This window comes from Deltaproteobacteria bacterium, from assembly GCA_016178705.1.
Classification (GTDB): Bacteria; Desulfobacterota; Binatia; order HRBIN30; family JACQVA1; genus JACOST01.
Genome location: JACOST010000023.1, coordinates 15,258 through 38,219 on the forward strand (window position 1 = coordinate 15,258; position 22,962 = coordinate 38,219).

At 65.2% G+C, this 22,962-nt stretch carries 29 protein-coding genes; 7 read left to right on the forward strand and 22 right to left on the reverse strand.

The window, feature by feature from the left end; genetic code table 11:
- Positions 1–7 precede the first annotated feature (7 nt).
- From HYR72_15540 to HYR72_15565, 6 genes are all read right to left on the reverse strand, one after another.
- Entirely contained in the window at positions 8–727 is a 720-nt protein-coding gene (locus tag HYR72_15540; protein MBI1816390.1) for a CDP-diacylglycerol O-phosphatidyltransferase, read from the reverse strand.
- On the reverse strand, positions 724–1,131 hold the full coding sequence (locus tag HYR72_15545; protein ID MBI1816391.1) for a VOC family protein: 408 nt from the start codon (positions 1,129–1,131) through the stop codon (positions 724–726). Before HYR72_15545 ends, HYR72_15540 begins: the two co-directional genes overlap by 4 nt.
- Positions 1,128–1,994 carry an alpha/beta hydrolase gene (locus tag HYR72_15550; GenBank protein ID MBI1816392.1) on the reverse strand — a complete coding sequence of 289 codons (867 nt, stop codon included), beginning with the start codon at positions 1,992–1,994 and terminating at the stop codon, positions 1,128–1,130. Before HYR72_15550 ends, HYR72_15545 begins: the two co-directional genes overlap by 4 nt.
- 229 nt (positions 1,995–2,223) lie before the next feature.
- Positions 2,224–2,424 carry a cold shock domain-containing protein gene (locus HYR72_15555; GenBank protein ID MBI1816393.1) on the reverse strand — a complete coding sequence of 67 codons (201 nt, stop codon included), beginning with the start codon at positions 2,422–2,424 and terminating at the stop codon, positions 2,224–2,226.
- Positions 2,425–2,680: 256 nt separating this feature from the next.
- A complete protein-coding gene (lpxA, locus tag HYR72_15560; protein ID MBI1816394.1) occupies positions 2,681–3,496 on the reverse strand; it encodes an acyl-ACP--UDP-N-acetylglucosamine O-acyltransferase in 816 nt (271 codons plus the stop codon).
- A gap of 30 nt (positions 3,497–3,526) precedes the next feature.
- Entirely contained in the window at positions 3,527–3,724 is a 198-nt protein-coding gene (locus HYR72_15565; protein MBI1816395.1) for a DNA gyrase inhibitor YacG, read from the reverse strand.
- A gap of 259 nt (positions 3,725–3,983) precedes the next feature.
- Here HYR72_15565 and HYR72_15570 point away from each other — a divergent pair, with 259 nt between their 5' ends.
- Entirely contained in the window at positions 3,984–5,198 is a 1,215-nt protein-coding gene (locus tag HYR72_15570; GenBank protein MBI1816396.1) for a S8 family serine peptidase, read from the forward strand.
- Here HYR72_15570 and HYR72_15575 read toward each other — a convergent pair.
- Together HYR72_15575 and pabB are read right to left on the reverse strand one after the other, a co-directional pair.
- Complete coding sequence (locus HYR72_15575; GenBank protein ID MBI1816397.1) at positions 5,195–6,070, reverse strand: aminotransferase class IV; 876 nt, start codon at positions 6,068–6,070, stop codon at positions 5,195–5,197. The two genes, HYR72_15570 and HYR72_15575, sit on opposite strands and share 4 nt — an antisense overlap.
- Positions 6,071–6,075: 5 nt before the next feature.
- A complete protein-coding gene (gene pabB / locus HYR72_15580) occupies positions 6,076–7,443 on the reverse strand; it encodes an aminodeoxychorismate synthase component I (protein ID MBI1816398.1) in 1,368 nt (455 codons plus the stop codon).
- Positions 7,444–7,623: 180 nt separating this feature from the next.
- Between pabB and HYR72_15585 the strand changes: the two genes are divergently transcribed.
- Entirely contained in the window at positions 7,624–8,523 is a 900-nt protein-coding gene (locus tag HYR72_15585) for a serine protease (protein MBI1816399.1), read from the forward strand.
- A 13-nt stretch (positions 8,524–8,536) separates the two neighbouring features.
- Here the strand turns inward: HYR72_15585 and HYR72_15590 are convergent, their stop codons facing one another.
- From HYR72_15590 to HYR72_15610, 5 genes are all read right to left on the reverse strand, one after another.
- Positions 8,537–9,184: a hypothetical protein gene (locus HYR72_15590; protein MBI1816400.1), complete on the reverse strand. Its 648-nt coding sequence runs from the start codon at positions 9,182–9,184 to the stop codon at positions 8,537–8,539.
- Between the two features lie 99 nt (positions 9,185–9,283).
- Positions 9,284–10,465, reverse strand: a complete 1,182-nt coding sequence (nagA, locus tag HYR72_15595; GenBank protein ID MBI1816401.1) for an N-acetylglucosamine-6-phosphate deacetylase — start codon at positions 10,463–10,465, stop codon at positions 9,284–9,286.
- Between the two features lie 7 nt (positions 10,466–10,472).
- Positions 10,473–11,213, reverse strand: coding sequence for an SIS domain-containing protein (locus HYR72_15600; GenBank protein MBI1816402.1), 741 nt, complete (start codon positions 11,211–11,213; stop codon positions 10,473–10,475).
- Positions 11,210–12,544: a neutral/alkaline non-lysosomal ceramidase N-terminal domain-containing protein gene (locus HYR72_15605; GenBank protein MBI1816403.1), complete on the reverse strand. Its 1,335-nt coding sequence runs from the start codon at positions 12,542–12,544 to the stop codon at positions 11,210–11,212. Before HYR72_15605 ends, HYR72_15600 begins: the two co-directional genes overlap by 4 nt.
- Positions 12,541–13,518, reverse strand: a complete 978-nt coding sequence (locus HYR72_15610) for a hypothetical protein (GenBank protein ID MBI1816404.1) — start codon at positions 13,516–13,518, stop codon at positions 12,541–12,543. Before HYR72_15610 ends, HYR72_15605 begins: the two co-directional genes overlap by 4 nt.
- A 111-nt stretch (positions 13,519–13,629) precedes the next feature.
- On the opposite strand from HYR72_15610, the gene HYR72_15615 reads away from it, so the two are divergent.
- Positions 13,630–14,178 carry a carboxymuconolactone decarboxylase family protein gene (locus tag HYR72_15615; GenBank protein ID MBI1816405.1) on the forward strand — a complete coding sequence of 183 codons (549 nt, stop codon included), beginning with the start codon at positions 13,630–13,632 and terminating at the stop codon, positions 14,176–14,178.
- A gap of 2 nt (positions 14,179–14,180) precedes the next feature.
- Here the strand turns inward: HYR72_15615 and rlmD are convergent, their stop codons facing one another.
- The gene (rlmD, locus tag HYR72_15620) at positions 14,181–15,341 is read right to left on the reverse strand and encodes a 23S rRNA (uracil(1939)-C(5))-methyltransferase RlmD (GenBank protein ID MBI1816406.1); all 1,161 of its coding nucleotides are present in this window, start codon (positions 15,339–15,341) and stop codon (positions 14,181–14,183) included.
- 201 nt (positions 15,342–15,542) lie between these two features.
- Between rlmD and HYR72_15625 the strand changes: the two genes are divergently transcribed.
- On the forward strand, positions 15,543–15,956 hold the full coding sequence (locus HYR72_15625; GenBank protein MBI1816407.1) for a prepilin-type N-terminal cleavage/methylation domain-containing protein: 414 nt from the start codon (positions 15,543–15,545) through the stop codon (positions 15,954–15,956).
- A gap of 12 nt (positions 15,957–15,968) precedes the next feature.
- Entirely contained in the window at positions 15,969–16,436 is a 468-nt protein-coding gene (locus HYR72_15630; protein ID MBI1816408.1) for a hypothetical protein, read from the forward strand.
- On the opposite strand, the gene HYR72_15635 is transcribed toward HYR72_15630, so the two are convergent.
- Both HYR72_15635 and HYR72_15640 read right to left on the reverse strand, forming a co-directional pair.
- The gene (locus tag HYR72_15635) at positions 16,437–16,892 is read right to left on the reverse strand and encodes a PIN domain-containing protein (GenBank protein ID MBI1816409.1); all 456 of its coding nucleotides are present in this window, start codon (positions 16,890–16,892) and stop codon (positions 16,437–16,439) included.
- Positions 16,840–17,130: a ribbon-helix-helix protein, CopG family gene (locus HYR72_15640; GenBank protein ID MBI1816410.1), complete on the reverse strand. Its 291-nt coding sequence runs from the start codon at positions 17,128–17,130 to the stop codon at positions 16,840–16,842. Before HYR72_15640 ends, HYR72_15635 begins: the two co-directional genes overlap by 53 nt.
- A gap of 91 nt (positions 17,131–17,221) precedes the next feature.
- Between HYR72_15640 and HYR72_15645 the strand changes: the two genes are divergently transcribed.
- Positions 17,222–17,416 (forward strand): hypothetical protein, encoded by a 195-nt coding sequence (locus HYR72_15645; protein ID MBI1816411.1) that lies wholly within the window; start codon positions 17,222–17,224, stop codon positions 17,414–17,416.
- 33 nt (positions 17,417–17,449) lie between these two features.
- Here HYR72_15645 and HYR72_15650 read toward each other — a convergent pair whose 3' ends face one another.
- Positions 17,450–18,109 (reverse strand): TVP38/TMEM64 family protein, encoded by a 660-nt coding sequence (locus HYR72_15650; GenBank protein MBI1816412.1) that lies wholly within the window; start codon positions 18,107–18,109, stop codon positions 17,450–17,452.
- 171 nt (positions 18,110–18,280) lie between these two features.
- Here HYR72_15650 and HYR72_15655 point away from each other — a divergent pair, with 171 nt between their 5' ends.
- Positions 18,281–19,030 (forward strand): glutathione S-transferase family protein, encoded by a 750-nt coding sequence (locus HYR72_15655; GenBank protein MBI1816413.1) that lies wholly within the window; start codon positions 18,281–18,283, stop codon positions 19,028–19,030.
- 59 nt (positions 19,031–19,089) lie between these two features.
- Here HYR72_15655 and HYR72_15660 read toward each other — a convergent pair whose 3' ends face one another.
- The 5 genes from HYR72_15660 to HYR72_15680 all read right to left on the reverse strand — a co-directional run bounded on the left by HYR72_15660 (position 19,090) and on the right by HYR72_15680 (position 22,904).
- A complete protein-coding gene (locus tag HYR72_15660) occupies positions 19,090–19,236 on the reverse strand; it encodes a hypothetical protein (protein ID MBI1816414.1) in 147 nt (48 codons plus the stop codon).
- Between the two features lie 69 nt (positions 19,237–19,305).
- The gene (locus HYR72_15665) at positions 19,306–20,037 is read right to left on the reverse strand and encodes a PspA/IM30 family protein (protein MBI1816415.1); all 732 of its coding nucleotides are present in this window, start codon (positions 20,035–20,037) and stop codon (positions 19,306–19,308) included.
- An 18-nt stretch (positions 20,038–20,055) separates the two neighbouring features.
- On the reverse strand, positions 20,056–21,456 hold the full coding sequence (locus HYR72_15670; protein ID MBI1816416.1) for a sigma-54-dependent Fis family transcriptional regulator: 1,401 nt from the start codon (positions 21,454–21,456) through the stop codon (positions 20,056–20,058).
- 11 nt (positions 21,457–21,467) lie between these two features.
- On the reverse strand, positions 21,468–22,685 hold the full coding sequence (locus HYR72_15675; GenBank protein MBI1816417.1) for a 2TM domain-containing protein: 1,218 nt from the start codon (positions 22,683–22,685) through the stop codon (positions 21,468–21,470).
- 15 nt (positions 22,686–22,700) lie between these two features.
- Positions 22,701–22,904: a hypothetical protein gene (locus tag HYR72_15680; GenBank protein MBI1816418.1), complete on the reverse strand. Its 204-nt coding sequence runs from the start codon at positions 22,902–22,904 to the stop codon at positions 22,701–22,703.
- Positions 22,905–22,962 lie beyond the last annotated feature (58 nt).

The following is a 22,962-nucleotide window of genomic DNA, read 5'->3' on the forward strand; positions in this document are numbered from 1 at the left end:
GCGGCGGCTAGGCGTGCGGCGCGCGCGCCGTGCGCAGGTGGATGTGGAACGACGCCGCCATGTAGTAGGCGGGGAAAAACAGCGAAATGAACGCGAGCTGTTGCGACGGGTGCGGGAACTCGCGCAGCAGTTCGAACATCACCAAGGCCCACGCGGTGGCGAGCACGTAGGTCAGCGTGCGCACCGAGGTACTGCGGCTGGGGTAGAGATAGCGGATCGGCACGAACACCAGCACGGAAAATCCGAGTAGTGCGCTGACGTTGAACCACAGCGGCGTTTGCAGCGTGTACAAGTAGAAGACGACGACGTTCCAATACGATGGGAAGCCGGTGAAAAAATGATCCGCGGTCTTCGCTTCGGTCTGCGAGAAACCGTAGCCGCTCGCGAGCAGTGGAGCGCTGCCGACCACCAGACCGAGTAGCCCCGCTGGGAGCAAGCTCGCTTGGTACGCCAGCACGATCGGCACCACGGCGTAGTTCAAATAGTCGACGATGTCGTCGAGTTTGGCGCCGTCGAATCGCGGCAACACCTCCTTCACACCCACTCGTCGCGCCAAGGCACCGTCGGTCGAGTCAATGAACGTCGCCAACGTCATGCACGCGAACGCTAGACCGAAGTCGCCGCGTCCCGACGCGATCAGCGCCACCAGCCCCAACGGAGCGCCACTGGCGGTGTAGAGGTGCACACCCCACGCCGCCCACGTGCGGGCCGGACTGAATGTGCTCATCGGCGCACGCGCCGGCTGATGGTGGGCTCGTAGAGAATCTGCACGACGTTGCCGTCGGGATCCGCGCAGTACAGCGAGCGGCTGCCGTCGCGGTGGGTCTTGGGTTGGTGAACGATCGGCAGTGCGCGCGCGCGCAACTCGACCTCGGCGCGATCGACCATCTCCGGTGTGGCCACCAACAACCCGAGATGGTCGAGCGGTTGGCCAACGCCGGTCGGCAACGGGTCGGGGACTTCGTGCAGCGCAAGGTTGTCGCTGCCGGACGACAGGTACGCATTCGCTGCATCCGGCTCCCACACGATGTCGAAGCCGAACACCTCCGTGTAGAACGCCTTGGCGCGTGCGAGATCGCGGACGCGGAGCGCGACGTGGTGCAGGCCGAGCGTAGGGATCGGTAGACTCATCGCCGCAAGAACGTCCGAATCGAGCGCTCCACCGCGTCGGGTCGTTCCATGGGCACGAAGTGCGAGGCGCGCGCAATCGTTTTGGCGTGAACATTGGGCAGCAAGCTGGTCGCGGTGGTGAAGCTGCTGTCCGGAAACGCATCGCTGTTCTCCCCGCGTAAGATCAACACGGGAATGGAGACCTGCGGCAGGATCGCGAAGCCATCAATGCTCGCGGCGTGATCAAAGATCTGCGCCTCAATGGTTCCGGGACATTTCAATTCGATGTGGCCGTCGGGCCGCAACACGGTACCCTCTTCGATGTACGCCCATAGCACGTCCTCGCGCCAAGTGTTGAACGGAGCGCGCGTCCGATACGAGTGAAACATCGAGGTGCGGCTCTCCCACACCATGCGGCGTTTGCGCGCGCGATGCGCCAACGGGTTCTGAATGATCTGTCCGTCGGGCAGCTTCGGAACCAGGATCGGATCGATCAAGACGGCGCGCGAAATGGATCCGAGATGATGCGCGGCGCAATAGGCGATCGCGGTCGCGCCGGCCGAATGCCCCACGGCCGGAATGTGTTGCAGCCCGAGCGTCTCGATGAAGTGATGGAGATCCTCACCGAAGTGATCCCAGCTGTAGCCCGATTCCGGCTTGCTGCTATCACCGTGGCCGCGTTGATCGATGGCGATCACGCGAAACGTTTGGCTGAGCAGCTGCGCGATCGGCTTCCATACGTACGCGTGGAAACCCGTACCATGCACCAGCAAGATCGGCGGTCCGCTGTTCTCCCACTCGAGGTAGTGGACCCGAATGCCGTTGCAGTTGACGAATCGGTGCTGTGGGACGGCGCCGAGCAGCGCGTCACGGCGAGCAATCATGGCGGAACAATTCCTGTCTTGTCCTGTCGTCTAGTCGGGTTCGCTGCCGTGGTGGCAGCGGAGCGCCCCCGGTGCAACTATGGTGCGCACGTTCATTCACTGCGAAGCGTCTATCTGCTGATAGCAAGCGGTCGGCGGTGCGGCAAGGTAGGCAACGACCCGGCAGCGAAAAAAACAAAGCCCCGGACCGAAAACCCGGGCCGGGGCTTTGTGCGATGCTACGACGCGCTCAGACCTTGTTCACATTGGTGGCCTGCAGGCCCTTCGGACCCTGCGTGATCTCGAACTCCACGCGCTGCCCCTCGTCGAGCGTGCGGAATCCTTGGCCTTGAATAGCCGAGTAGTGCACAAACACGTCTTGGCCATCGTCCTTGGTGATGAACCCGTAGCCCTTCTGGCCGTTGAACCACTTCACCGTACCTTGCGGCATGGCGCCCTCCCTCCTTTCTACTACCGACTGATTACTCACAATCTTCCTAGTTTGAGGGAAAGCCCGGACGAAAGGTCTTAGCGGCCCCAATCGGACAGTCAGGCGACAGCCGCACCGCCACCCCATTTACCTTCGTGTTCAGGAACATTCGCCTCGAAACGCGGGCGCATATAGCATGCACGTTGTCGCCGTCGCAACCGAAATCTTTGACGAAATCTCCAGGGCCGGATGGGCCGCCGGCGGCCCTTTTTCTACGTCAGTCCGAGTCTTCGACCGCGCCGGCGCGCGCACCGAAACAGACACCCCGGGTCGAGGCGCGGATGAACGCCAACAGCTCCTCGACTGCGGACGACTGGGGCGCGGCCGCGAGTTCGGCCACCGCCGTGCGCAGGTTGCCATGGGTGCGAAAGAGACGCACGAAGGCGCGCTGCAGCGCGCGCATCTCCTCGGCGCTAAAGCCCGCGCGCCGCAAACCGACGCGATTGAGCGTGCGCACGACGTGGGTGTGATCCATCAGACAGAATGGTGGCACATCGCGGCTGGTACGCGACAGCCCGCGCAGCAGCGCCAAGCGGCCGATCCGCACAAATTGGTGAACGACGCAGTTGCCCGAAATGAACACCCCGTCGCCCACCTCGACGTAGCCCGCCAATGTGGCCCCTGCCGCCAAGATCACGCGATGGCCGACGCGGCAATTGTGGGCGACGTGGGCGTGGTGCATGAGGAAGTTGTCGTCGCCGATTTCCGTCGCCGAACCCGGCTTGGTGCCTCGTTGCACTTGGACGTGCTCGCGCACCACATTGCGATCGCCGATGCGCAAGAAACTCTCCTGCCCGCTGAACGCGAGATCTTCCGGCTCGACCCCGAGCGCCGCACCGGGGTGAATGACGTTGTCGGCGCCAATGGTCGTCATCCCCGTAAGGTACGCCTGCGCAATCACCCGCGTGCGCGGGCCGATGACCACCGGGCCGTCGATGACGCTGTAGGGACCAATCTCGGCGCTGGCGTCGATCTGCGCGCGCGGATCGATGATCGCAGTCGGATGGATCACGAGCGCACACGCGGCAGTGATCGTTCAGGCCCTGCCTCCCGGCGAACCCTTTCACTCATCGTCGGTTCCGGAGCCGCCCTCCGACTCGTCGCCCGCCTGCGCACCGGGAACGCGATAGCGCTCGCCCAACCAGTTGCCCAGATCGATCATGCGACAGCGCTCCGAGCAGAACGGGCGCGCGGGGTTGTCGTCCCACGCACACTCCTGGTGGCAAATCGGGCAGCGCACGCTCCGCGGCATGGCGTCTATAAAGCGCAGCGCGGCGGCGGGGTCAAAGGGCGTAGCCGTCCGGTAAGCATCTGCCGTCAACTGCATCCGAATAGGCGGGCACTTCGTCAGAAGCCTGACAGCACAGCTCGCACACGACATCGCGCGTGAATGCGAAGTGCGATGCGGTGTCGCGCAACTCGTGAGTGTCAACTTTTCCGCGCCGAGCACAGACCGCCAGCGCGATGACGAAACGCTCCCAGAGGTCGGGCGCGGCACGTCCGCTGCTCTGCGTAGGGGTATGCGTCGGCGCGTATTCATCGCAATGCTGGCCCTGTTCTGCGGCGGCGCCGCGCACGCCCAATCATCTGCTCGGTTGCTGGTGCAAACGAAAGCGGGCGTGTCCGCCACCGAGCTACACGCGTTGTTCGGAGCGCACGGGTTGAGCCGCGTCCAACGCATTCGGCGGATTCGTCTGCACGTGCTCGCCGCCGCACCCGCACGGCTGGCAGAGATCGAAGCCGTGTTACACGCCGACCCTCGCATCGCGTTCGTCGAACGCGATCGCGCCATCGCCCCGGCCATGCGGCCGACCGATCCGGTTTTTTCGCAGCAATATCACCTCGCGCGCATCGACTGTCTCGCTGCGTGGGACATAACGATTGGCTCGGCCACCGCACCCATCGCGATTCTCGACAGCGGCGTCGACGCCACCCATCCCGATCTCGTGGGCAAACTCGTACTGGGCTTCAATCTCTACGATCACAGCAGCGACACGCACGACGTGTCGGGTCACGGCACGATGGTGGCCGGGATCGCCGCCGCGGCGAGCAACAACGGGATCGGCGTCAGCGGTGTGGCGTGGGCGAACCCGATCATGCCGATTCGCGTCACCGACGAGGACGGCCTCGCCTATCTCTCGACCATCGCCAGCGGACTGGTGTGGGCCGCCGATCACGGCGCGCGGGTGGCGAACCTCAGCTTCGCCGTATTCGGCGCGCAGTCGATCAACGTGGCCGCGCAGTACTTTGCCGCCAAAGGTGGCGTCACGTTCGCCGCCGCTGGCAATGACGGCTTCACGCACGACGATGCGGCCAACCCGTGGGTCATTTCGGTTGCCGCGACGGATCAATCTGATCGCATCGCGACGTTCTCCAGCTCGGGCGCGTACGTCGATCTCGCCGCGCCGGGCGTGATGATCGCCACGACGGCGATGGGCGGTGGCTACGCCACCGTATCGGGCACGTCGTTCGCGAGTCCAGTGGCCGCCGGTGTCGCGGCATTGGTGCGGAGCGTGAATCCATCGCTGACATCGACGCAAGTGACCGACCTGCTCAAGGCCAACGCGGTCGATGTCGGCGACGCCGGCTACGATTCGCACGCGGGATGGGGTCGAGTCGATGCGCTGAATGCCGTAGCCGCCGCCCGCGCGCTGGTCCCGCCACAGGACAGCGTGCGAACGAAGTCGCGGCGCCTACGCCAGCGACACACGACTCTCAGTGATGGCGAGCTTTAGCTCGCCCGACCGACGCGCGCCCGATACCCGAGCTGGAGTTGCCGTGTCAGCGCGCCGCATCGCCCGTCAGCGATCGGCCGATTGTCGACGCGAACGATTGGCACGATCTCGACAACCGACGACGTACAGAAGGCTTCCTCAGCGGCCAGCAGCTCGCGCACCGGTACGCGGCACTCGCGGACCCGCAGCGTCAGTGTGCGGGCGAGGTCCATCACAAGTCGACGGGTCACACCGGGTAGAACCCCGGCGGTGCTATCGAGCGGCGGCGTGAGCAGCGCGCCGCGGCGCACGACAAACAAGTTGCTCGTCGTGCCTTCGGTCACATGACCGCGCGGCGTGACGTACAACGCCTCGAACGCGTTGACGCGCTGGGCCTGCATGCGACCGAGAATCGCCGGGACGTAGTCGAGCGTCTTGTGCCCCGCCGTCGCGCCGGCGCGCGCGAACGGAAGCAGCGTGACGCGCGCACCGCGCCGTTGCGCGCGAGCGACCTCGAGCCCAATCATCGTCGCCACGATCAGCACCGTGGGCGTCACGGCGGCGGGCGGCAGCAGGCCGGGGCGGCCCGGTCCGCGCGTCAGCGTAATGCGCACGGCGGCATCGCCATCGAGCAAGTCATTGCGCCGCAACAGGCGCTCGATCGCGCGCGACCAGTCGATCGACGGCACGGGAATACGGAGCCAGCGCGCACTCGCGCGCAGTCGGGCAAGATGCTCGCTCAGACCGAACAGGGCGCCACGATACGAGCGCATGGTTTCGAACAAGCCGTCGCCATAAAGGAAGCCGCGGTCGAATACGCTGACACGCGCACCGGCCGCCGGTACGACGTGGCCGTTCACGTAGACAAAACCGACCGGTGCACGTGCCGACACGCCGCTCACGCGGGACCACTCACGCCGCAGGCGGCGAAGAACGCGCGCGCCTTAAGCAGCGTCTCTTCGTACTCGCCGTCAGGATCGGAGTCGGCAACCACTGCGCCTCCGGCGTGGTAGGTCAACTGGCCGGCGCGTGCAACGGCCGTGCGGATCGCGATGTTGAACGTGCCACGACCCTGGGCGTCGAGGAACCCGATCGCGCCGGTGTACACGCCACGCCGGACCGGTTCGAGCTCATCGATGATTTCCATGGCGCGAATCTTGGGCGCGCCAGTGATCGAGCCGCCGGGAAACGTCGCGCGCAGAATGTCGGCGAAGCTCGTGCCCGGTTGCAGCCGGCCGTGGATCTCGGACACCAGATGATGCAGCGTCGGGAACGACTGCACCGCCGCGAACGATCCAACCGTCACCGAGCCCGCCTGACACAGCCGGCCGAGGTCGTTGCGTTCGAGATCGACGATCATCACATGCTCGGCGCCGTCTTTGACCGACGCCCGCAGCGCCTGCGCGCTCGCCACGTCGGCCACGTTGTCGCAACCGCGCGCGCGCGTGCCCTTGATCGGCCATGTCGTAATCGATTCGGGCGTCAGTTGGAGAAAGCATTCCGGCGAATTGCTCACCACCGCGAAGTCGTCGCAGTCGAGGTAGGCGGCGTACGGCATCGGATGCTGCGCCTGCAGGCGCGCGAACAATTGCGGCGCGAGGCGGATAGCAGCCGCGGCCATGAACCGCTGCGCGAGGTTGACTTGATAGATATCCCCCGCCGCGATGTAGGCGAGCGCGCGACGCACTGCCGCCACGTAGGCGGCGCGGGTGAAGTTCGAAGTGACGACCGTCGGCACCGCGGCTGGCGGCGCACCGACGCGGGTCTGCTGCGTGATCGCGCGGCCGACAGCGTTCAACGCGTCGTCGCTCAGGAATGCCGACGTGAGCAGCCACGACCGAGTGCGGTAGTCGTATAGCAGGGCCCAGTCGTACGCGGCACAGTCGAGCACCGGGAGCTGCTGATCATCCCGCGCGAGGCTGGGGAGACGCTCGATGCGATCCTTGAGGTCGTAGCTCAGCATCGCGACCAATCCACCGGCAAACGGCAACGGCGGGGCATCACGGGTACGTGCCGCGTGCGCGGCGCAAAAGCGTTCCAGCTGCGCGAGTGGATCGCTGTGCAGGTCGCGGTGTTGCTGGCCATCCGACCACTGCGCGACACCGGCCGCGTCGACACGCAAGGTTGCACTCGGATTGTGGCCGAAGATCGCGAACCCACTGCCCCAGGAGTCCGGGCCGGCACCGTCAAACAAAAACGGCCGCGACTGCCCGCCCGCCAACAAATCGAGCGGCGTACACGCGAGCCGGAGTTCTTGCGTCGGCATGCGATTCCTGCTTTTCCAGAAGCCACGTTCTTAGCCACCGGGTCGCGCGGTTGCAACAGCGGCCGGCGCGACGGATGTGGCATCGGCCGTGGCGTCGTCTCGTGTCTCGCGCTTCCATCAATCAATGCAAGTTGCAAACGCGATCGGTCCGGCAAACGTGCCTAGCATGAATGCGCGCGCATGAACGCGTCGGTCAAATTGCTCGAGCGGGTATTGCCCGCCTCGGTCCATTTGCGCGTGGAGATCCCCGCCGACCATCCGTCGGCGACGATCCTCGGCAGCGAGCGGGCGGGATCGGGCACGGTCGTCGACGCGAGCGGCTTGGTGCTCACCGCGCACTATCTCATCCTCGGCGCCGCGCGCATCGAGGTTACGCTGGCCGACGGGACCACACTCATCGGCGCCGTGGCCGCACATGACTTCGCCAGCGGCATCGCATTGGTGAAGGTCGACGCGAGTCAGTTACCCGCGATCTCCCTCACTCCATCGGCCACCGTGAGCCCAGGCGCCGACATCTTTCTCGTCGCCGCTGGTACCGACAACGCGCGTCGCGTCAGCACGGGCAGCGTGATGGCAATCGAACCGTTCGACGCCTATTGGGAGTACTGTCTCGATCACGCCATTTTGAGCACGGCGGTCAGCCCGGGGCTCGGTGGTGGTGCGATGTTCGATGCCCTTGGTCGCATGATCGGCGTCGTCTCGCTCGAGTTGAATCAGATCGGGCGCAGCACGCTGGCGATTCCCGCGGAGCACTTCCTTGATCACCGCGAAGAACTGCTGCGGCACGGCCGTCGCGTCAGCCGCCCGCCGCGCGCGTGGGCCGGCTTGTTTTGCTACAGCCTGCGCGAGCACATCGTCATCGCCGGCATCTTACCTGGTACACCCGCCGAAGCCGCAGGCCTCAACGCGGGCGATGTCGTGGTTACGCTCGACGGTCGCTTGATTGGTAGCCGGCGCGCGCTCTACGAACAGCTCTGGTCACATCGCCCCGGCGAGACCCTCGCATGTACCGTCATCCGCGACGGCAAAGCGCTACACTTGCGAGTCGAAACGGGCAATGCAGAGACGTTCTTTGGATAGGTGCGGAGTCGGGCTACCGCGACATCTTCTCCATGATGTTGACGGCACGGTCTGCCGAGCGCGTGGCGGCGTCGCTGGCCGCGGCGGCTTGATCGGCGGCCACGGACGCCCGCTCGGCCGCCGCTTCCATGCGCAACACGATGGACTCGATGCTATCGGAAACTGAGGCCGCTGCCGCAACCGGCTTGGCCTCCATCGGCGCTTCCGGTTCCGGCCGTCTAAATTCCACCGGTTGCACCTCTGGGCTACGCGCGGGGGTCACTAGCGCCACGATGCGATCGCGCGTCTCGGGTTCCATGTATCCCTGATATTTGAGCACGCCGAGATCTTGCACGCCGGGCGAAACGATGGCGCGGCCGAATGCGATTTCGAGATTGCGCTCAAGATAGTAGATGTGGACTTCGTAATCTTCCCACGGGATGTCCGGCTCGATCTCCTGCACCTCGGCATAGTCGGGCCAGCCGTAGTACTCCATGTAGTACCGGAGATCGCTGTCGCGCTTGCGCTCTCGATCGAGCGCGCGCGAGTCCATCACCTTCGGTTGACCGATCTCGATGATATACGGCCGATTCGGGGGCGTGACTCGGCGCACTTCCGGACCAATAGCCAGTGCCGCGGCCGGCACCAGAACGAGCCACATGATCGCCACGAGACGTTTCATACGCCCTCCATTCCCATCGCGCTCCCATCGCGTCTTCATCGCGCGAAGGCTACGGCAGGGTCGGCAGGTCGTCAAGCGCTATTTTCTACCCAAAAAATTCTACGCTGACCCCGGCCACACTTCGACACCGCCGCACCAGGTGCGCCGCACGGTGAGGTCCGGGGTGAGCAGCACCAGATCCGCTTGCTTGCCGGCTTCGATGGTTCCTCGCTGATGATCGAGGCCGAGCGCGCGCGCCGGTGCCCACGACGCGGCGTGAATGAGGTCGGCCAATGGCCGCTGCGGCTGCCATTGCCGCAGGTTGCGCAGCGCACGATCGAGCGTGAGGCAGCTCCCCGCAAGTTGACCACCGGCCTTGAGCCGCACGGCCCCGCCCGCCACGACGCAAGTTACACCAAACATCTCGTAGTCACCGTCGGGCAGACCGAGGGCACCGACCGCGTCGCTGACCAACACGGCTTTCAGCGGCGGCTTGCTGCGCAACGCGAGTTCGACGACGGCCGGGCTCAGATGATGGCCGTCGCAAATCAGCTCGGCCGACAGCCGATCGTCGGTCAACGCCACGCCGGCGATGCCGGGCTCGCGGTGATGGAGTTCGCGCATCGCGTTGAACAGATGCGTGACGTGCGTGACTCCGGCGTCCACCGCCACCGCCATCTCCGCGGCGGTCGCGTTCGAGTGCCCGGCCGACACCACCACGCCGCGGTCGTGCAGCGCGCGGATGAACGGAATCGCGCCATCAATTTCGGGCGCGATAGTGACCAGCCGGATCAGGTCGCCGCTGAGTTCTTGCAGCGTGTCGAACTCCTCGATCGACGGCGCGCGCATCCATTGCACGGCTTGCGCGCCAGCTCGACTTGGATTGAGGAACGGGCCTTCGAGGTGGATGCCAAGAATGCGCGCGCCGGATTCCCGCCCCACCGCGGTGGCCACGGCACGCATGGCGGCGCGCAACGGTTCGGCCGCCAACGTAGCAATGGTGGCCAGAAACCCCGTCGTTCCAAAGCGTGCGAGGGTGCGGGAGATGACGTCGATCTGATCGGGATCCCCTTGCTCGACCATCGCACCACCGGCTCCATGGATGTGAATGTCGATGAACCCAGGCGCCACGAGCGACCCGCGCGCATCGATGACGTGCGCGTTCGCTGCAGAGAGACTCGATCCAGCGCTCGTGATGACTCCGTCGTCGACACGCACATCGACCCCCGTCAGCACGCCGGCTGGAGTGACGACATCACCGCCGCGGAGCAATAGATCCTGTTTCGTCGTTGGAGTTTCCATCGCGCGTCTACCAATGCCGAATGCGGTCGCGATACCGCTCGACCTCGACCGCCACCGCGGTCAGGTCGGCGCCCTCGACGTTGCCGCTCGGAAAATTGACCACCGGCGAACCCGCGGTTGCCAGCCGTTCCATCACGCTGATCATCACCGCATGCAGCAGCGCCGCGCCGGCGATCGTCGACGTTGGGCCGACGGGATTGCCAACGTTGGCGAGAGCAATGGCCGCATCGCCGAGGGCCCCGCCGTTGTCGAGGGTGAGGTCGGCGATCTCGAACAACCGCAGCGTGTGCGGCGGCAGCGGCGGGACCGCTGACGAGTGGGTAACGTTGGTGAGGGCGATCACGGTCAGACCACGCGCCTTCATCAGCTCGGCCATTTCGATCGGTGCCGGATTGCGTCCCGAGTTCGAGATCACGACGCCCACGTCCCCACGGCGCAGATCGTAGCGGCTGGCGATCTCGGCGGCGGCACCCGGAGTCCGCTCGGTCACCGTGCTGCGCCGCGCGCCGCCGCTGAGGACGACGCTCGGATCGAGCATCGCCTCGACCGCGATGAGTCCACCCGCACGGTAGAAGATCTCTTCGGCGAGCATGTGCGAGTGACCGGTGCCGAATAGGTGGACGACACCGCCTGCCCGGAGTGACGCGGCGATCACGTCCGCCGCCGCCGCGATCGCCGCGCGCTGGCTGTCGCGCAGGCGAGTGAGCAGCATGATCACGGCGTCGAGGAAGCGCTCAGAGCCGGTCATAAACCGTTCTCCCGCTCCATCTGCGGAGAGGTGACGCGAAGGTGGCCAGCAGCCAGTGCAACGTCGACCAGTCCGTTACAAATCGTGGACTCGTCGCGCGGATCGACCATCGCGATTAACGCCTCGTAACCGCCGGCAACCGCCTCGGCCTCGGGGATGAAGTAGCCGAGGTAGTCGTTGGCATAGCCGATCACCAGCACCCGCTCGCCGAGAGCGTGCCGTAGCTGCGTCCCGGCGCTGCTGAACAACTCGCCGGGCGCGGCGACGAGCGACACGTCTCCACAGCGCAGCGCTTGCAGTTGCGCCACCGGCGGCCGCTCGCCGAACAGAACCGCCCAGCCACCGTAACTGCCTACCCACAGTGCCGCTTGCGCACCTTCGACGCGAGCCGCGGCGACGCGCCGGGCGCGCGCATCGTCGCCGCGCGTGTGCGCAGCCTCCAGGTCGGCGAGTGCCGCCTCCACCTCTGCCTGCGCGGCTGCACGGGTGGGCAGCGCACGCCACCGTACGGGAACTGTGCCGACCGCGGCTCCGAGCGACGTATCGCCGAGATCCACTTCAACGGCGTCGTTCACGGCCGCGCCGACGCCGTCCGCCAGCAGGCGGGCGAGGCGTTGCACCTCGTCGGCCGTTTGCTCGCGGCGCGTGAAGCGCGTGCTGACGTCGCCGGCGGCGCCGTTGGTGAACACGACGGGGGCAGCGAGCGTTTGCGCCGCCTGCGTCGCTGCAACGCCCAGCAGATCGCCCGAGTAGGCGTGATTGGCAGCCGACAGTACGGTCGGATGACAGCCGAAGTTGGCGAGCACACCGAGCAGCGTGCCATTGGGTTCATGCGAACTCAGTACACGCACCATGTGATCGACGGGCATTGCAGCCTCGCGACGGTTGGCGGCGACCTCAGCGACCGCGGCACGGCCAAACCGCAGCACGGCGGGCTTAGCGCGTTGCCGCGCGTCAGCGACACTCGCGACCACTTGCTCGATCATCGCGTGCTCGTAGGTCGCGAGCCGCTCGTCGCGTTCGATTCCGGAGCGAAAGACCGCGGGCCCGGCGTGCGTATGCGTGGCAGCCATCAGCACGCGCTCCGACGCGATGCCGTAGGCCCGCGTGATGCGTTCGCGCACGCGCACCGTCCAGTCGGCGAAGACGTGGACGAGATCGAGCGCAACGATGGCGATCGCTGCGCCGCCGTCGTCAATGACGATCGCGCGTGCATGCAGGCGATCGAGCACCGCGTCGGCACCACCGAACCGTGCCCCGTAGCCACCCAGCGGCAACCCGAGCGGCGGCGTGATGTCGCGCTGGCCGAATCCGACGCGGAGCATCGTCATCGCGTTTCGCCCTCGATCGTCGCGAGCAGCGCGGCGGACGTTGCCGCGGTGAACGGCAGCCCGAGCGCGCGCAGCGCGAGTTTGAAGGCCCCGACCGTGGGCGGAAATTCGGGCGCGGCGATACGGGTGAGCGGACAAGCCGCAGCGATGGCGGTCGCGAATGGCACGATCACGGCGTCGCCGGCACCAAAGACGGCGCCCGTGTAGGCAACTGGCGCTGCGATCCGATCGAGTTCGAGCGCGCGCAGAGTGGTCACCGCCGCCAATCCGAGTTCGGCGCCGGCTTCGGCGAGGATTGTTTGTGCGACCGCATCACCGGCGGCCGCGGCGGCTGTTACCGTGATCGCCAGTCGGGCGATCGCGTCGCGGCTCATGGGCTCACCATACACCCGGACCGCGATGCCCATGAAGTCGGTGACCTCCATCGCCGCGGCGATGCGCTCGCACAGAGTCGTGTGCGGGCCGCGGCCGTCGGTCGCCCGCGCCACCGCACGCAGCGCTCGCACGGCGATGTCATACGCGCTGCCCTCGTCACCCATGATGTGACCCCAGCCGCCAACTTGCCGGCTCTCGCCGCGCTCATTGCGGCCGTAGCACACCGAGCCGGTGCCGGCGGCCACCACGACGCCGAAGTCGGTGGCGAGTGCGCCCCAGAAAGCGGCCACCATGTCGCCGATCGCCTGCACGCGAGCGAGTGGCAGTTGCTCGGTCAACAGCGCTTCGATGACTTCGCGGCCTTCACCGTTGGGACCGACTCCGGCGCTACCCGCCACCGCGCAGCCGATGCTCGTGGCTTCACACGGCGCCATGGCGCACGCCTGGCCGACCGCATCGATGATCGAGGCGCGTGCCGTCTCCCATCCCGACAGAATGTGATTGCCCGGTCCGCCCAGACCGCGTCCGAGAACCGTGCCGTCACTGCGGGCGACCAGGCAGCGGGTCGAACTGCCGCCGGCATCGAGAGCGAGGAGCATGTCGGGTGCGTGTGTCGTAGATGTTCTCGCTTCAACCTTCGACTAGCACGAGCGCCACGCGCGAGTCACGACCACATTGGATTCAGTCGACCGCATTGCTAGAAGCAGCGCATGGCCCGCATTCCATACGTGGACACAGCGACTGCCTCCGCCGAGGTGCAGGCGATCTTCAACCGGTTGGAGCACGCGGCGGTGCCGGTGTTCGGGCGGCCTTTCGTGCTCAACGTGATGCGCGCGCTGGCCCACGCCCCGGTGCTGCTGCGTCGAGTCAGTTCACTCGGCAACGCCATGCTGAACGATCTCACCCTCGATCCGCAACTGCGCGAGCTCGCCGTCCTGCAACTCTTTCGCATCAACCGATGCGACTACGGCTTTCAGCAACACGTCACCATCGGCAAAGCGGTCGGCTTGAACGACAAGCAAATCGCCAACGTCGGTGCCTACCGCACGTATCCCTACTACGCCGAGATCGAGCGGCTGGCGTTGGAATACGCCGAGGTGGTGACGCGCGACGTCGCCGTGCCTGAGGAACTCTTCGCCCGTATCCGGCATCAGTTCAGCGATCAGCAGATCGTCGAGCTGACGATGGTGATCGCCTACTGGAACATGATGAGTCGTTTCCTGATGCCGCTGCAGGTGGAGATCGAGCGCGCGGATTGAATCTAGACTTCTTTCTCCAGCAACGCGACGCATTCGACGTGCTCGGTTTGCGGGAGCATGTCGTAGGGCTGAAGCTTGGTCGTGCCGTAGTGGTTCGCCGCGAACCAATCGAGGTCCCGCGCCAGCGTCGTCGGATCGCACGACACGTAGACGATGCGGCGGGGAGCGCACGCAACGATCGCGCGGCGGGTGGCCTCGTCGGCGCCCTTGCGCGGTGGATTGAGGGTGACCAGATCGATCTGGCCTAAGCGCGCAGCCACGTCCGGCAGCACGATCCCCGCTTCACCCGTGTGGAAACGCACGTTGTGAAAGCCGTTGAGGCGCGTGTTCATCTTGGCGTCGAGCACGGCCACCGGAGAGGCTTCGATGCCTTCGACGTGACGCGCAGCGGTCGCCAGATGGAAGCTGGTCGCGCCGACGCCGCAGTAGAGGTCGGCCACCGTATCGTCCGCCTGCGGCGCCGCCCATTCGAGCACCCGCTCGTAGATCTTGCGGGCAACCGAAATGTTCGCCTGCAAGAACGCACCGGCGCTACTCTTCAGCTTCAAGAAGCCGACCCGCTCCACCAGATCGAGATCGCCGTCGAGCCGTACAAACGTCGGGCCGAGGATCACGTTACCCGGATCCGGGTTGACGTTCTGCACCACACTGGCCACGCCGTGAATGCGGCGCAGCGCGCGTTTCAGTCCCGCTCCATCGGGCAGCGCGCGCTCGCGCGTCACCAAGATCACTTGCGCGCGCTTGGTCCAGGTGCTGACGCGTACGATCACGTAACGCAGCAGCCCGCGCTGCGTCCGTTCGTCGTAGATCGACAGCGCGCGCCGCTCGATCTCCGCCGCGACTCGCGCGAGCACCTCGGTGACGAGCGGATGGTGCACCGGGCAACGGCGAATGTCGACGACCTCGTGCGAGCCGGGGCGGTAGATCCCGATCAGCAAGCCCTGCTGACCCGCGCGCACCACCAGCTTGGCCTGATTGCGATAGCCGAACGCCTTGGGCGAGCCGACGACTTCGGGCACATCGATCGCGCACAGCGTGGCATGCGACGCGAGCGCAGCGCGTACGGTTTCACGCTTGCGCTCCAGTTGGACACCGTACGGGTTGCCGATCAGCGTGCAGCCGACACAGTCTGGAAAGTGCGGGCACGGTTTCTCCAGACGCATAGCAGGGTAGGTAACCACAGATGGCCGCCAATGAACACCTAGACCCTCAGGCCGCTGATCGCTACGGAATTGGCGAAACCACATGAAGCGACAGAATCACGGCCGGTCACCCAGCTTGCGACGTGCGGGCTGAGGTCTGCGCTAGACAGGCACCGTCACACGGCACGCGACGTGCTTTTCAAGCTGTCGTCGGAAACGCACATGCAGGGCGGCATCACATTGAACTTTCGCAATGCTCGTCGACAGGCGGGCTTCTCACTGATTGAACTGATGGTGGTCGTCGCCATTGTCGGCATTCTCGCCAAGATGAGCGTGCTCAGCTACAGCGTCATGCGCCAGCGCGCGTTCGACCGCGCGGCGCTGAGCGATGTGCTGAATGCCGGTAAAGCGCTCGAAGGATTGGACAGCAAGGCCACGTTCAGCACCACCGTCATCGGTCCCGCCAACATTCCGAACCTGCCGGGTCCGCGCGTCTCGGCGGGCACCACGCTCACGGTCACGCGCCAACTGACCAAGAACGCTTACGTCGTGACCGCGAAGGGCTCGAACAAACGTGGGACGCTGACGTTCACCTTCCAAAACAACCGGCTCACGGCGAGCAGTGGCAAGCTGTGAGGAGCGCCCTCGATGGCCTCTGAACCCACACGCAACTTCGGGAACGTCGCCCTGCAACTGGCCGACGAGATCCGCAAGGATCTGAAGCGGCCGGTCGAGCAAGGCCCAGCCACCAAGAGTACTCGCCAGCTCTATTGGCTGGTCGGTTCAATTGTCGCGCTCGCCGTCGCCGCCGTTGAAATCAGCGTCGTGATGGAGTCCGACGCCGACATCGAGTCCACCCCAGCCGCGGCGCTCGCAGTGTACCAGACTCCGTGCGCGTTGCGGATGGCGGCCATCACCGACGCCATCACCGCGTACGCCACCGCGATGGGCCAACTGCCGCCCGACCTCAATTCGCTTCGGCCCGCGTATCTCACCGTTGCGCCGGTCGATCCCGACACCGGTCAGCCGTACCACTACGAGCGGGTCGGCGACGGGGTCGCACTCTCCTGCCCCAATCCCGCGCACTACACGCAAGGTCCTCCAGGCCCGGGTTGATCAGCCTCTCGCATCACCCGGCCGCCACAGCGCGAAGCCGGCCAGTTCGAAATCGTGATCGAAGCCCATCGCGGTCGTGCAACGCATCGCACGCATCACGGCGAAACTGACGGCGTCGGTGTAGCTGATGCGCTGATCAGGGAACTGCGCGAGCCACTTGCGCGCGGCGGCATGGTGCGCCGCGGTTGTAAACTCGATCGTCAACAGCGGACTGGCCTCAATGCGATCAAGCACGTGCAACGCCGGCTGAATGCCGACGTGGAAGAGGATGAATCGCTGCACCTCGGCGAGGATCAGGTTGGTCGTCACCAGCCGGATACGGTGGCGGATCGCATCGCGGAACATCTGCTCGGCACTCGCGTGATACTGATCCTTGGCGCGGACCAGCGCGATCCAGGCCCCGCTATCGACGAGGACGCGTGCGGGGGCGGCGACGCTTGGGGTAGATGGGCGCACGTTCAGCCACAAAGGTGTTTTGGAGATAGTGATCAAATTTTTCGCTGGCGTCCGCTGGCAGGTCATCGATGATCATGCCGCTCATCTCGAGGAGCGGGTCGATTTTCTTGGTTCCAGATCGGGTCAGCGCGCGGATCGCCGCACGAATCGCTTGCGACTTGGTCCATTGACGTTCGCGCGCCCATGCCTCCAGCTGCTTGAGGTCGGTTTCGTCAACATAGACTTGCAACGGCTTCATGATGAAGAACCATAGCGTATCATGATCGCCCGCTCAACCCCCGAACCCCTTGACGCTCCCGAGCAGGCCACGTAGGGAATCCGCGCTGCCCATGTCGCTCCTCACCGCGCACAAGATACTGATCGCCAGCGCCGTTGCGCTCTTCGTGTTCTACGCGCTGTGGGAGATGCGCCACTACGCGAGCGACAGTGACGTGTGGGCGTTGGCCCGCGCGAGTGCGGCGGCAGCGGGTGCAACTGGGTTCGCCGTGTATCTCCGCGCGGTGATCCGGCGCGGGACGTTGTAAGAAGGGATCCACCGTCAGCGGCAGGCTGATCGTTTACTCACTGCCCGCCAAGAACCGCTTGCGAAGTAACGTCGGCACCACCACCAGCGCGACCAACAGCGCGATCGCCCCGGCGAAGTCGAGCGAGCGGGCGTTGAGAATGCGGCTGCCGAAGAAACTGTAGGCAAAGGCACGCGGCGTCAAGCCAGCGATCACCGCGAGCGTGAACTCGCCCACACCAATGCGCGACAAGCCGGCCCCGTAGTTGATCGCGGTGATCGGCACGATCGGAATCAAGTTGAGGATGAAGACGAGTCCAGGACCCCAGCGCTCCTCGTGCAATTGCGGAAAACGGTCTTGGATGCGCGCTTGCACGAACTCGCGCCCGAGCGTGCGCGCCAGCGCAAAGGTCAATACCCCGCCGAGCGTGCCACCGATCACCGAGTAGAGCGTTCCCCACAACGAACCGAAGGCGAGTCCGCCACCGACAAACAGCAGGATGGTCGGGAAGAACAGCAGCGGCCGCAGGGACCACGCGCCGATGAAGATCAGCGGTGCCAGCGGGCCCCAACTGGCCACCGCAGCGCGCACCGCTTCCGGCGTAAGCGGCATGCCGTGACGCGCGCGCCACAGCGCGAACCCGCCCGTGGCGGCCACGAGGCCGAGAAATAGCGCGAAGCGAACGCTGGCGGGCATGCGCGAAGGACCGGGCATCGTTCATCAGTAACGGTGCCCGGCCGCGGAGGCAAGCGATCCGTTGAGCGATCACTTGAGCACGCCGGACATCGCCTCGCGTTCGGAGCGCAATTTACTCCCCGCAGGACGGAGAGTAGGATCGCGAGCAAGTCGAAATCGTTGAGTCGCGGATCGCGAAAAGATCATGGAATGAACGCTCCAGTTGAAATCATCGGCACGTACATCTCGCCCTATGTTCGCAAGGTTCTCGTGTGTCTCGACCTCAAGGGCATCGCCTACCAGATCGACCCGATTATCCCGTTCATGGGAGACCAGCGGTTCTCGCAACTGAGCCCGGTGCGCCGCATTCCCGTGTTGCGCGACGACCGCGTGGTGCTCGCCGACTCGTCGGTGATCTGCCAGTACTTGGAGGATCGCTATCCCCGGCCAGCGCTCTATCCGGCCGACATCGCCGATCGCGCGCGGGCGCGGTGGTTCGAAGAGTTCGCCGACACCCGCATGGGCGAGGTCTTCATCTGGCGACTGTTCAACCAGGTCGCAATCAACCCCTTCATATGGGGCGAGAAGACCGACAAGGAGGCGCTCCAGAAGACGCTGACTGATGAGATCCCGCGCGTGCTCGACTACCTCGAAGCGGAACTGCCGCGCGACGGCTTTCTGTTCGGCAGCGTCTCGATCGCCGACATCAGCATTGCCGTGTTCTTCCGCAACGCCGCCTTTGCCCACTTTTCTGTCGATCCCACTCGCTGGCCGACTACCGCGGCGTTCGTGGAGCGCGTCTTGCGTCTTGATAGTTTCGCTAAACTCAAGCCACTCGAAGACCGGATGATGCGGACGCCGGTCGCGCAACACCGCGCCGTGCTGGCCGAGATGGGCGCGCCATTGACGGCCGAGACCTGCGGCACCACGACCCCGCGCCGCGGCGTGATGCGGGTCTGAAGATCACTCTCGACACGAGTGCGACCTTGCCGGTCAATGGGTATGCACTCACCGGCGACTTAGACGTGGCCCGACTCTTCCCACTCGTGGTAGCGGCGGGCGACCTCGCGCGTCTTCTCGCTCAGACGAATCAGCAGATCGCCGTTGCGATGCAAGATGAACCACGCACTAGCCGCGGCCCCGAAAACAAATCCCATCCAGAACATGATTGCCTCCTCTCGCAGTTCTAGTTCGACGACTCACGAGTCACGAATCACGCGTCATGACTCACGCCCTCAGCCAGCGGCGATACCCGCACCATTGGGCATGACCATCGGCAACAGCACGCGCCGGCGGCTGCGCTTCAATTCGTCGAGCTGCGCGCGCGCGGCGCGGTCGGCCTGATCGCTGCGGATCGCTTCGAGGCGTGCATCGAGGGTCGCGTCACCGGTTTCGTGACTCGTGGCCACGGCGGTCACGCTGCGTTCAATGTATTCCCGCACCGACTCGAGCGCCTGAATGTCGGCGTCTGGCGTCAGGCCGGCGATGCCGTTGATCGCGCGTTGCAGGCGCAGACGCGCCTGCGCGTTGGCGAGCCGCGCCAGCATGCGGGCCTTCTCCTCGCGCAGGCGCTGGATGTCGCTCTGGAACGCAATGAGATTGCGCTTGGCGCCCTCGGCTTCGTTGGTCAACTCCGTCAACTCGCCGGTGACACGCTCGATGTCGGCGGTCAGACGATCCTTGCGCCCGATGAGAAACAGCGCCGCCGGATCATCATTGCGATCGACCGCGAGCGCGATCTGCTCCTGCGTCGTGACCAGTTCGCGGGTCGCGTCGTCGAGCTGTTTGCCGAGCTTGTTGCGCAAGTAGAGGATGCTGGCGGCAGCCTCGCGGAGCTTGGCATACTGCGTCACGCGCTCGCCGATGGCGGCTTCGTACACCGCGGCGGGGTTGCGGCGCTCGCGCGTGCCCATCCACTCGCGCAGTGTGCCGGTGATCAGGTTCGTCAAGCGGGCAAAGAATCGCATGGGGATCTCCTTTGTGCGTCAGGCCGCGGCGTCGCCGTCGTCAGACACGGTGATACCGAGCTCGCGCATTTTCTGTTGCAGGTTCTGGCGGTACATGCCGACCTCTTCGGCGGCTTTGGTGATGTTGCCACCGTGACGAGCGAGCGCGCTGGTGAGAAAGCCGCGCTCGAATTCTTCGACGATCTGTTGCTTGGCGTCCTTGAAATTGGCCGGCAGCGCGGCGGTCGCACGGCCATCGGCGGGGCGCGCTGTGGCCACACCGCCCAACAGATCGGCCGCCGTGATCTCGTCGCCCACGGCTAGCAGCAGCGCTTGCTCGACCACACTTTTCAACTCGCGCACATTGCCCTTCCACGGATGCGTCATGCAGGCGCGCAACGCGTCATCGGCCAACGGCTTCACCGGTCGATTGAACCGTTGCGCGGCGTCGGTGAGGAAGCGTTGGATCAGCAGGGGAATGTCTTCGCGGCGCTCGGCCAGTGGTGGGATCACCAGCTCGACGACCTTGAGGCGATAGTAAAGGTCCTCGCGGAAGCGACCTTGCCGAACGAGCGCCTCGAGGTCGTGATTGGTCGCCGCGATCAGGCGTACGTCCACCTTGATCGGCGTGTTGCCGCCGACGCGTTCGACTTCCTTCTCTTGAATCGCTCGCAACAGCTTGGCTTGGGTTTCGAGCGGCATGTCGCCGACTTCATCGAGGAAGAGCGTGCCGCCGTCGGCGGCCTCGAACTTGCCCTCACGTTGCGCGATCGCGCCGGTGAACGCGCCCTTCTCGTGACCGAACAGTTCGCTCTCCACCAATTCGCGGCTGAAGGCGGCGCAATTCACTTTGACCAGCGCCTTGGTGCGGCGCGGACTGTGGTAGTGGAGCGCATTGGCGACCAGCTCTTTGCCGGTGCCGCTGTCGCCGCGGATCAACACGGTGACATCCGTATCGGCCACCCGCCGCACGGTCTCGAACACGCGCTGCATCGCCGGGCTTTTGCCGATGATCTGGTCGAAGCTGTAGCTGTCCTGCACCTGCGCCAACAGACGTCGGTGCTCGCGGCGGAGCACGGTGTTCTCCATCACTTTGCCCACCAGCACGCGCATCTCGTCGTTGTCGAACGGCTTGGGGATGTAGTCCGCCGCACCGGTCTTCATCGCCTCGACCGCGATTTTCTCCGAGCCGTAGGCGGTGATCATCACCACGGCGAGATCGGGATCGAAGGCGCGGGCGCGGGCGAGTACCCCGAGACCGTCCATCCCGCTCATGCTGAGGTCAGTGATGACGAGATGGAAGTCGCCGCCCTCGATCTTGCGCACCGCCTCTTCGCCACTGCTGGCGGTGTCGACGCTGTAGCCTTCCTTGCTGAGCAACCCGCGCAGTGCCAACTGCATCGCGCGCTCATCGTCCACGACTAGGATACGACCCTTCATGTTCTGACTCTTCACGGCGTCGGCAAGGTGACGCGAAACTCGGTACCGCGCCCTTCCGCGCTGTCGACGCTGATCTGACCTTGATGGGAATCGACGATCTTCTTGGCGATCGCCATCCCCAGACCGGTACCCTTCTCTTTGGTGGTGAAGAACGGATTGAAGATCTTCGCAACCTTGGCTTCGGGAATGCCGCAGCCGTTGTCGTGCACGCGCACGGTGGCGGTCTTGGGCGTGCCGTTTTCGATGAACAGATCGATGCGGCGCGTCTCGGGCACGGCGGCCAACGAGTCGATGGCGTTGTCGATGATGTTGCCAAACACCTGTTGCAGCTTCTCGGCATCGGCCCACACGCTCGGACCGGCGATGTAGTTGCGCGCGACCTGCACCTTGGCCGCGTCGAGCTTGCTCTTGAGTTGCGTCAGCGCGGCATCGACCACGCCGGCGAGGTTGACGTGGGCGAAGGTGTACTCTTCTTCCTTCGCGTATTTGAGCAAGTGCGACACGCGGCGTTCAACGCGATCGAGCTCATCGATTGCGACCTTGGCATACTCGACGTTTTCCACCGAGTGAGGGTCCTCCCCCATCTGCTGCACCAGACTTTTGGCGGCCGCAATCGGATTGCGGATCTCGTGCGCGATGGTGGCCGACAGCTCTTCGATCGACGCCTGCTTCTCGGTGGTCATCGCCTGCTTCTCGCGGCGCACCTCGCGCTCGACCACCGGATCGAAGTAGTGCTCGCGGACGAAGTGCGAACCGAACACCGCCATGTAGTGCGAAAACAGTCCGATCCCCCAACCCATCGCCGGCCACAGGAACCACGGGTAGGAGGTAGTCATGAGATTGATGAAAGCGAGCAGCGCGATGACCGCGAGGTACCACATCAGGTGCGCGTAGAAACCGGCCACCGCGGCAGCCCGCCGGCGCGCGCGCCGCAGCGCCTCCTGCTCGGGATCGCGCTTGGGTGGTACGAAGTGGCCGCGCTTCCATTCGCGCGCGGCGTCGCGCCAGCGGTGCCGCTCTTCGTCGGCGAGTTGCTGCCACCGTCGCCGTTCTTCCCTCATGCGCTCGCGCCACAGCTCGCGTTCGGATTTCCAGTCGTGCGTCGCATCGCGCGCGGTCACGTCGATCGCGGTGTGCCGCCCGAAACGCGACCGCGTGCGCAGACGCCGATGTTGCCGCTTGAAGTGCATGAACAGCAGCACGGCGATGATAAGACCAATGAACGGCATGGAGCGAAAGCCTCGTTAGCGTGCGACTCCAAACGCGGGCGGTTGGACCATCGCAAGCCGGCGACGGGGCGCTGCAGTGGGACGCGCCCCGACCAACGCCAGAGCGGAACCGATGGCGAACACGACGGCAACCAGGCCGAGTAGTACGGGCGCGACCGATGCGTCGTACATGCCCTGCGGCAACGCTGCGTTCATGGCGATCATGTTGAACAGATCCATTCGTGCCTCCTCTTGTTTAGGGGAGAAGGCAAGTCGGATGCCAATTGTACTCGAAACC

Coding starts and splice junctions, on each gene's coding strand:
- HYR72_15540 (MBI1816390.1), bottom strand. CDS start 727: ATGAGCACATTCAGTCCGGCCCGCACGTGGGCGGCGTGGGGTGTGCAC.
- HYR72_15545 (MBI1816391.1), bottom strand. CDS start 1,131: ATGAGTCTACCGATCCCTACGCTCGGCCTGCACCACGTCGCGCTCCGC.
- HYR72_15550 (MBI1816392.1), bottom strand. CDS start 1,994: ATGATTGCTCGCCGTGACGCGCTGCTCGGCGCCGTCCCACAGCACCGA.
- HYR72_15555 (MBI1816393.1), bottom strand. CDS start 2,424: ATGCCGCAAGGTACGGTGAAGTGGTTCAACGGCCAGAAGGGCTACGGG.
- HYR72_15570 (MBI1816396.1), top strand. CDS start 3,984: ATGCGTCGGCGCGTATTCATCGCAATGCTGGCCCTGTTCTGCGGCGGC.
- pabB (MBI1816398.1), bottom strand. CDS start 7,443: ATGCCGACGCAAGAACTCCGGCTCGCGTGTACGCCGCTCGATTTGTTG.
- HYR72_15585 (MBI1816399.1), top strand. CDS start 7,624: ATGAACGCGTCGGTCAAATTGCTCGAGCGGGTATTGCCCGCCTCGGTC.
- HYR72_15590 (MBI1816400.1), bottom strand. CDS start 9,184: ATGAAACGTCTCGTGGCGATCATGTGGCTCGTTCTGGTGCCGGCCGCG.
- nagA (MBI1816401.1), bottom strand. CDS start 10,465: ATGGAAACTCCAACGACGAAACAGGATCTATTGCTCCGCGGCGGTGAT.
- HYR72_15600 (MBI1816402.1), bottom strand. CDS start 11,213: ATGACCGGCTCTGAGCGCTTCCTCGACGCCGTGATCATGCTGCTCACT.
- HYR72_15605 (MBI1816403.1), bottom strand. CDS start 12,544: ATGACGATGCTCCGCGTCGGATTCGGCCAGCGCGACATCACGCCGCCG.
- HYR72_15610 (MBI1816404.1), bottom strand. CDS start 13,518: ATGCTCCTCGCTCTCGATGCCGGCGGCAGTTCGACCCGCTGCCTGGTC.
- HYR72_15615 (MBI1816405.1), top strand. CDS start 13,630: ATGGCCCGCATTCCATACGTGGACACAGCGACTGCCTCCGCCGAGGTG.
- rlmD (MBI1816406.1), bottom strand. CDS start 15,341: ATGCGTCTGGAGAAACCGTGCCCGCACTTTCCAGACTGTGTCGGCTGC.
- HYR72_15625 (MBI1816407.1), top strand. CDS start 15,543: ATGCAGGGCGGCATCACATTGAACTTTCGCAATGCTCGTCGACAGGCG.
- HYR72_15630 (MBI1816408.1), top strand. CDS start 15,969: ATGGCCTCTGAACCCACACGCAACTTCGGGAACGTCGCCCTGCAACTG.
- HYR72_15640 (MBI1816410.1), bottom strand. CDS start 17,130: ATGAAGCCGTTGCAAGTCTATGTTGACGAAACCGACCTCAAGCAGCTG.
- HYR72_15645 (MBI1816411.1), top strand. CDS start 17,222: ATGTCGCTCCTCACCGCGCACAAGATACTGATCGCCAGCGCCGTTGCG.
- HYR72_15650 (MBI1816412.1), bottom strand. CDS start 18,109: ATGCCCGGTCCTTCGCGCATGCCCGCCAGCGTTCGCTTCGCGCTATTT.
- HYR72_15655 (MBI1816413.1), top strand. CDS start 18,281: ATGAACGCTCCAGTTGAAATCATCGGCACGTACATCTCGCCCTATGTT.
- HYR72_15660 (MBI1816414.1), bottom strand. CDS start 19,236: ATGTTCTGGATGGGATTTGTTTTCGGGGCCGCGGCTAGTGCGTGGTTC.
- HYR72_15665 (MBI1816415.1), bottom strand. CDS start 20,037: ATGCGATTCTTTGCCCGCTTGACGAACCTGATCACCGGCACACTGCGC.
- HYR72_15670 (MBI1816416.1), bottom strand. CDS start 21,456: ATGAAGGGTCGTATCCTAGTCGTGGACGATGAGCGCGCGATGCAGTTG.
- HYR72_15675 (MBI1816417.1), bottom strand. CDS start 22,685: ATGCCGTTCATTGGTCTTATCATCGCCGTGCTGCTGTTCATGCACTTC.
- HYR72_15680 (MBI1816418.1), bottom strand. CDS start 22,904: ATGGATCTGTTCAACATGATCGCCATGAACGCAGCGTTGCCGCAGGGC.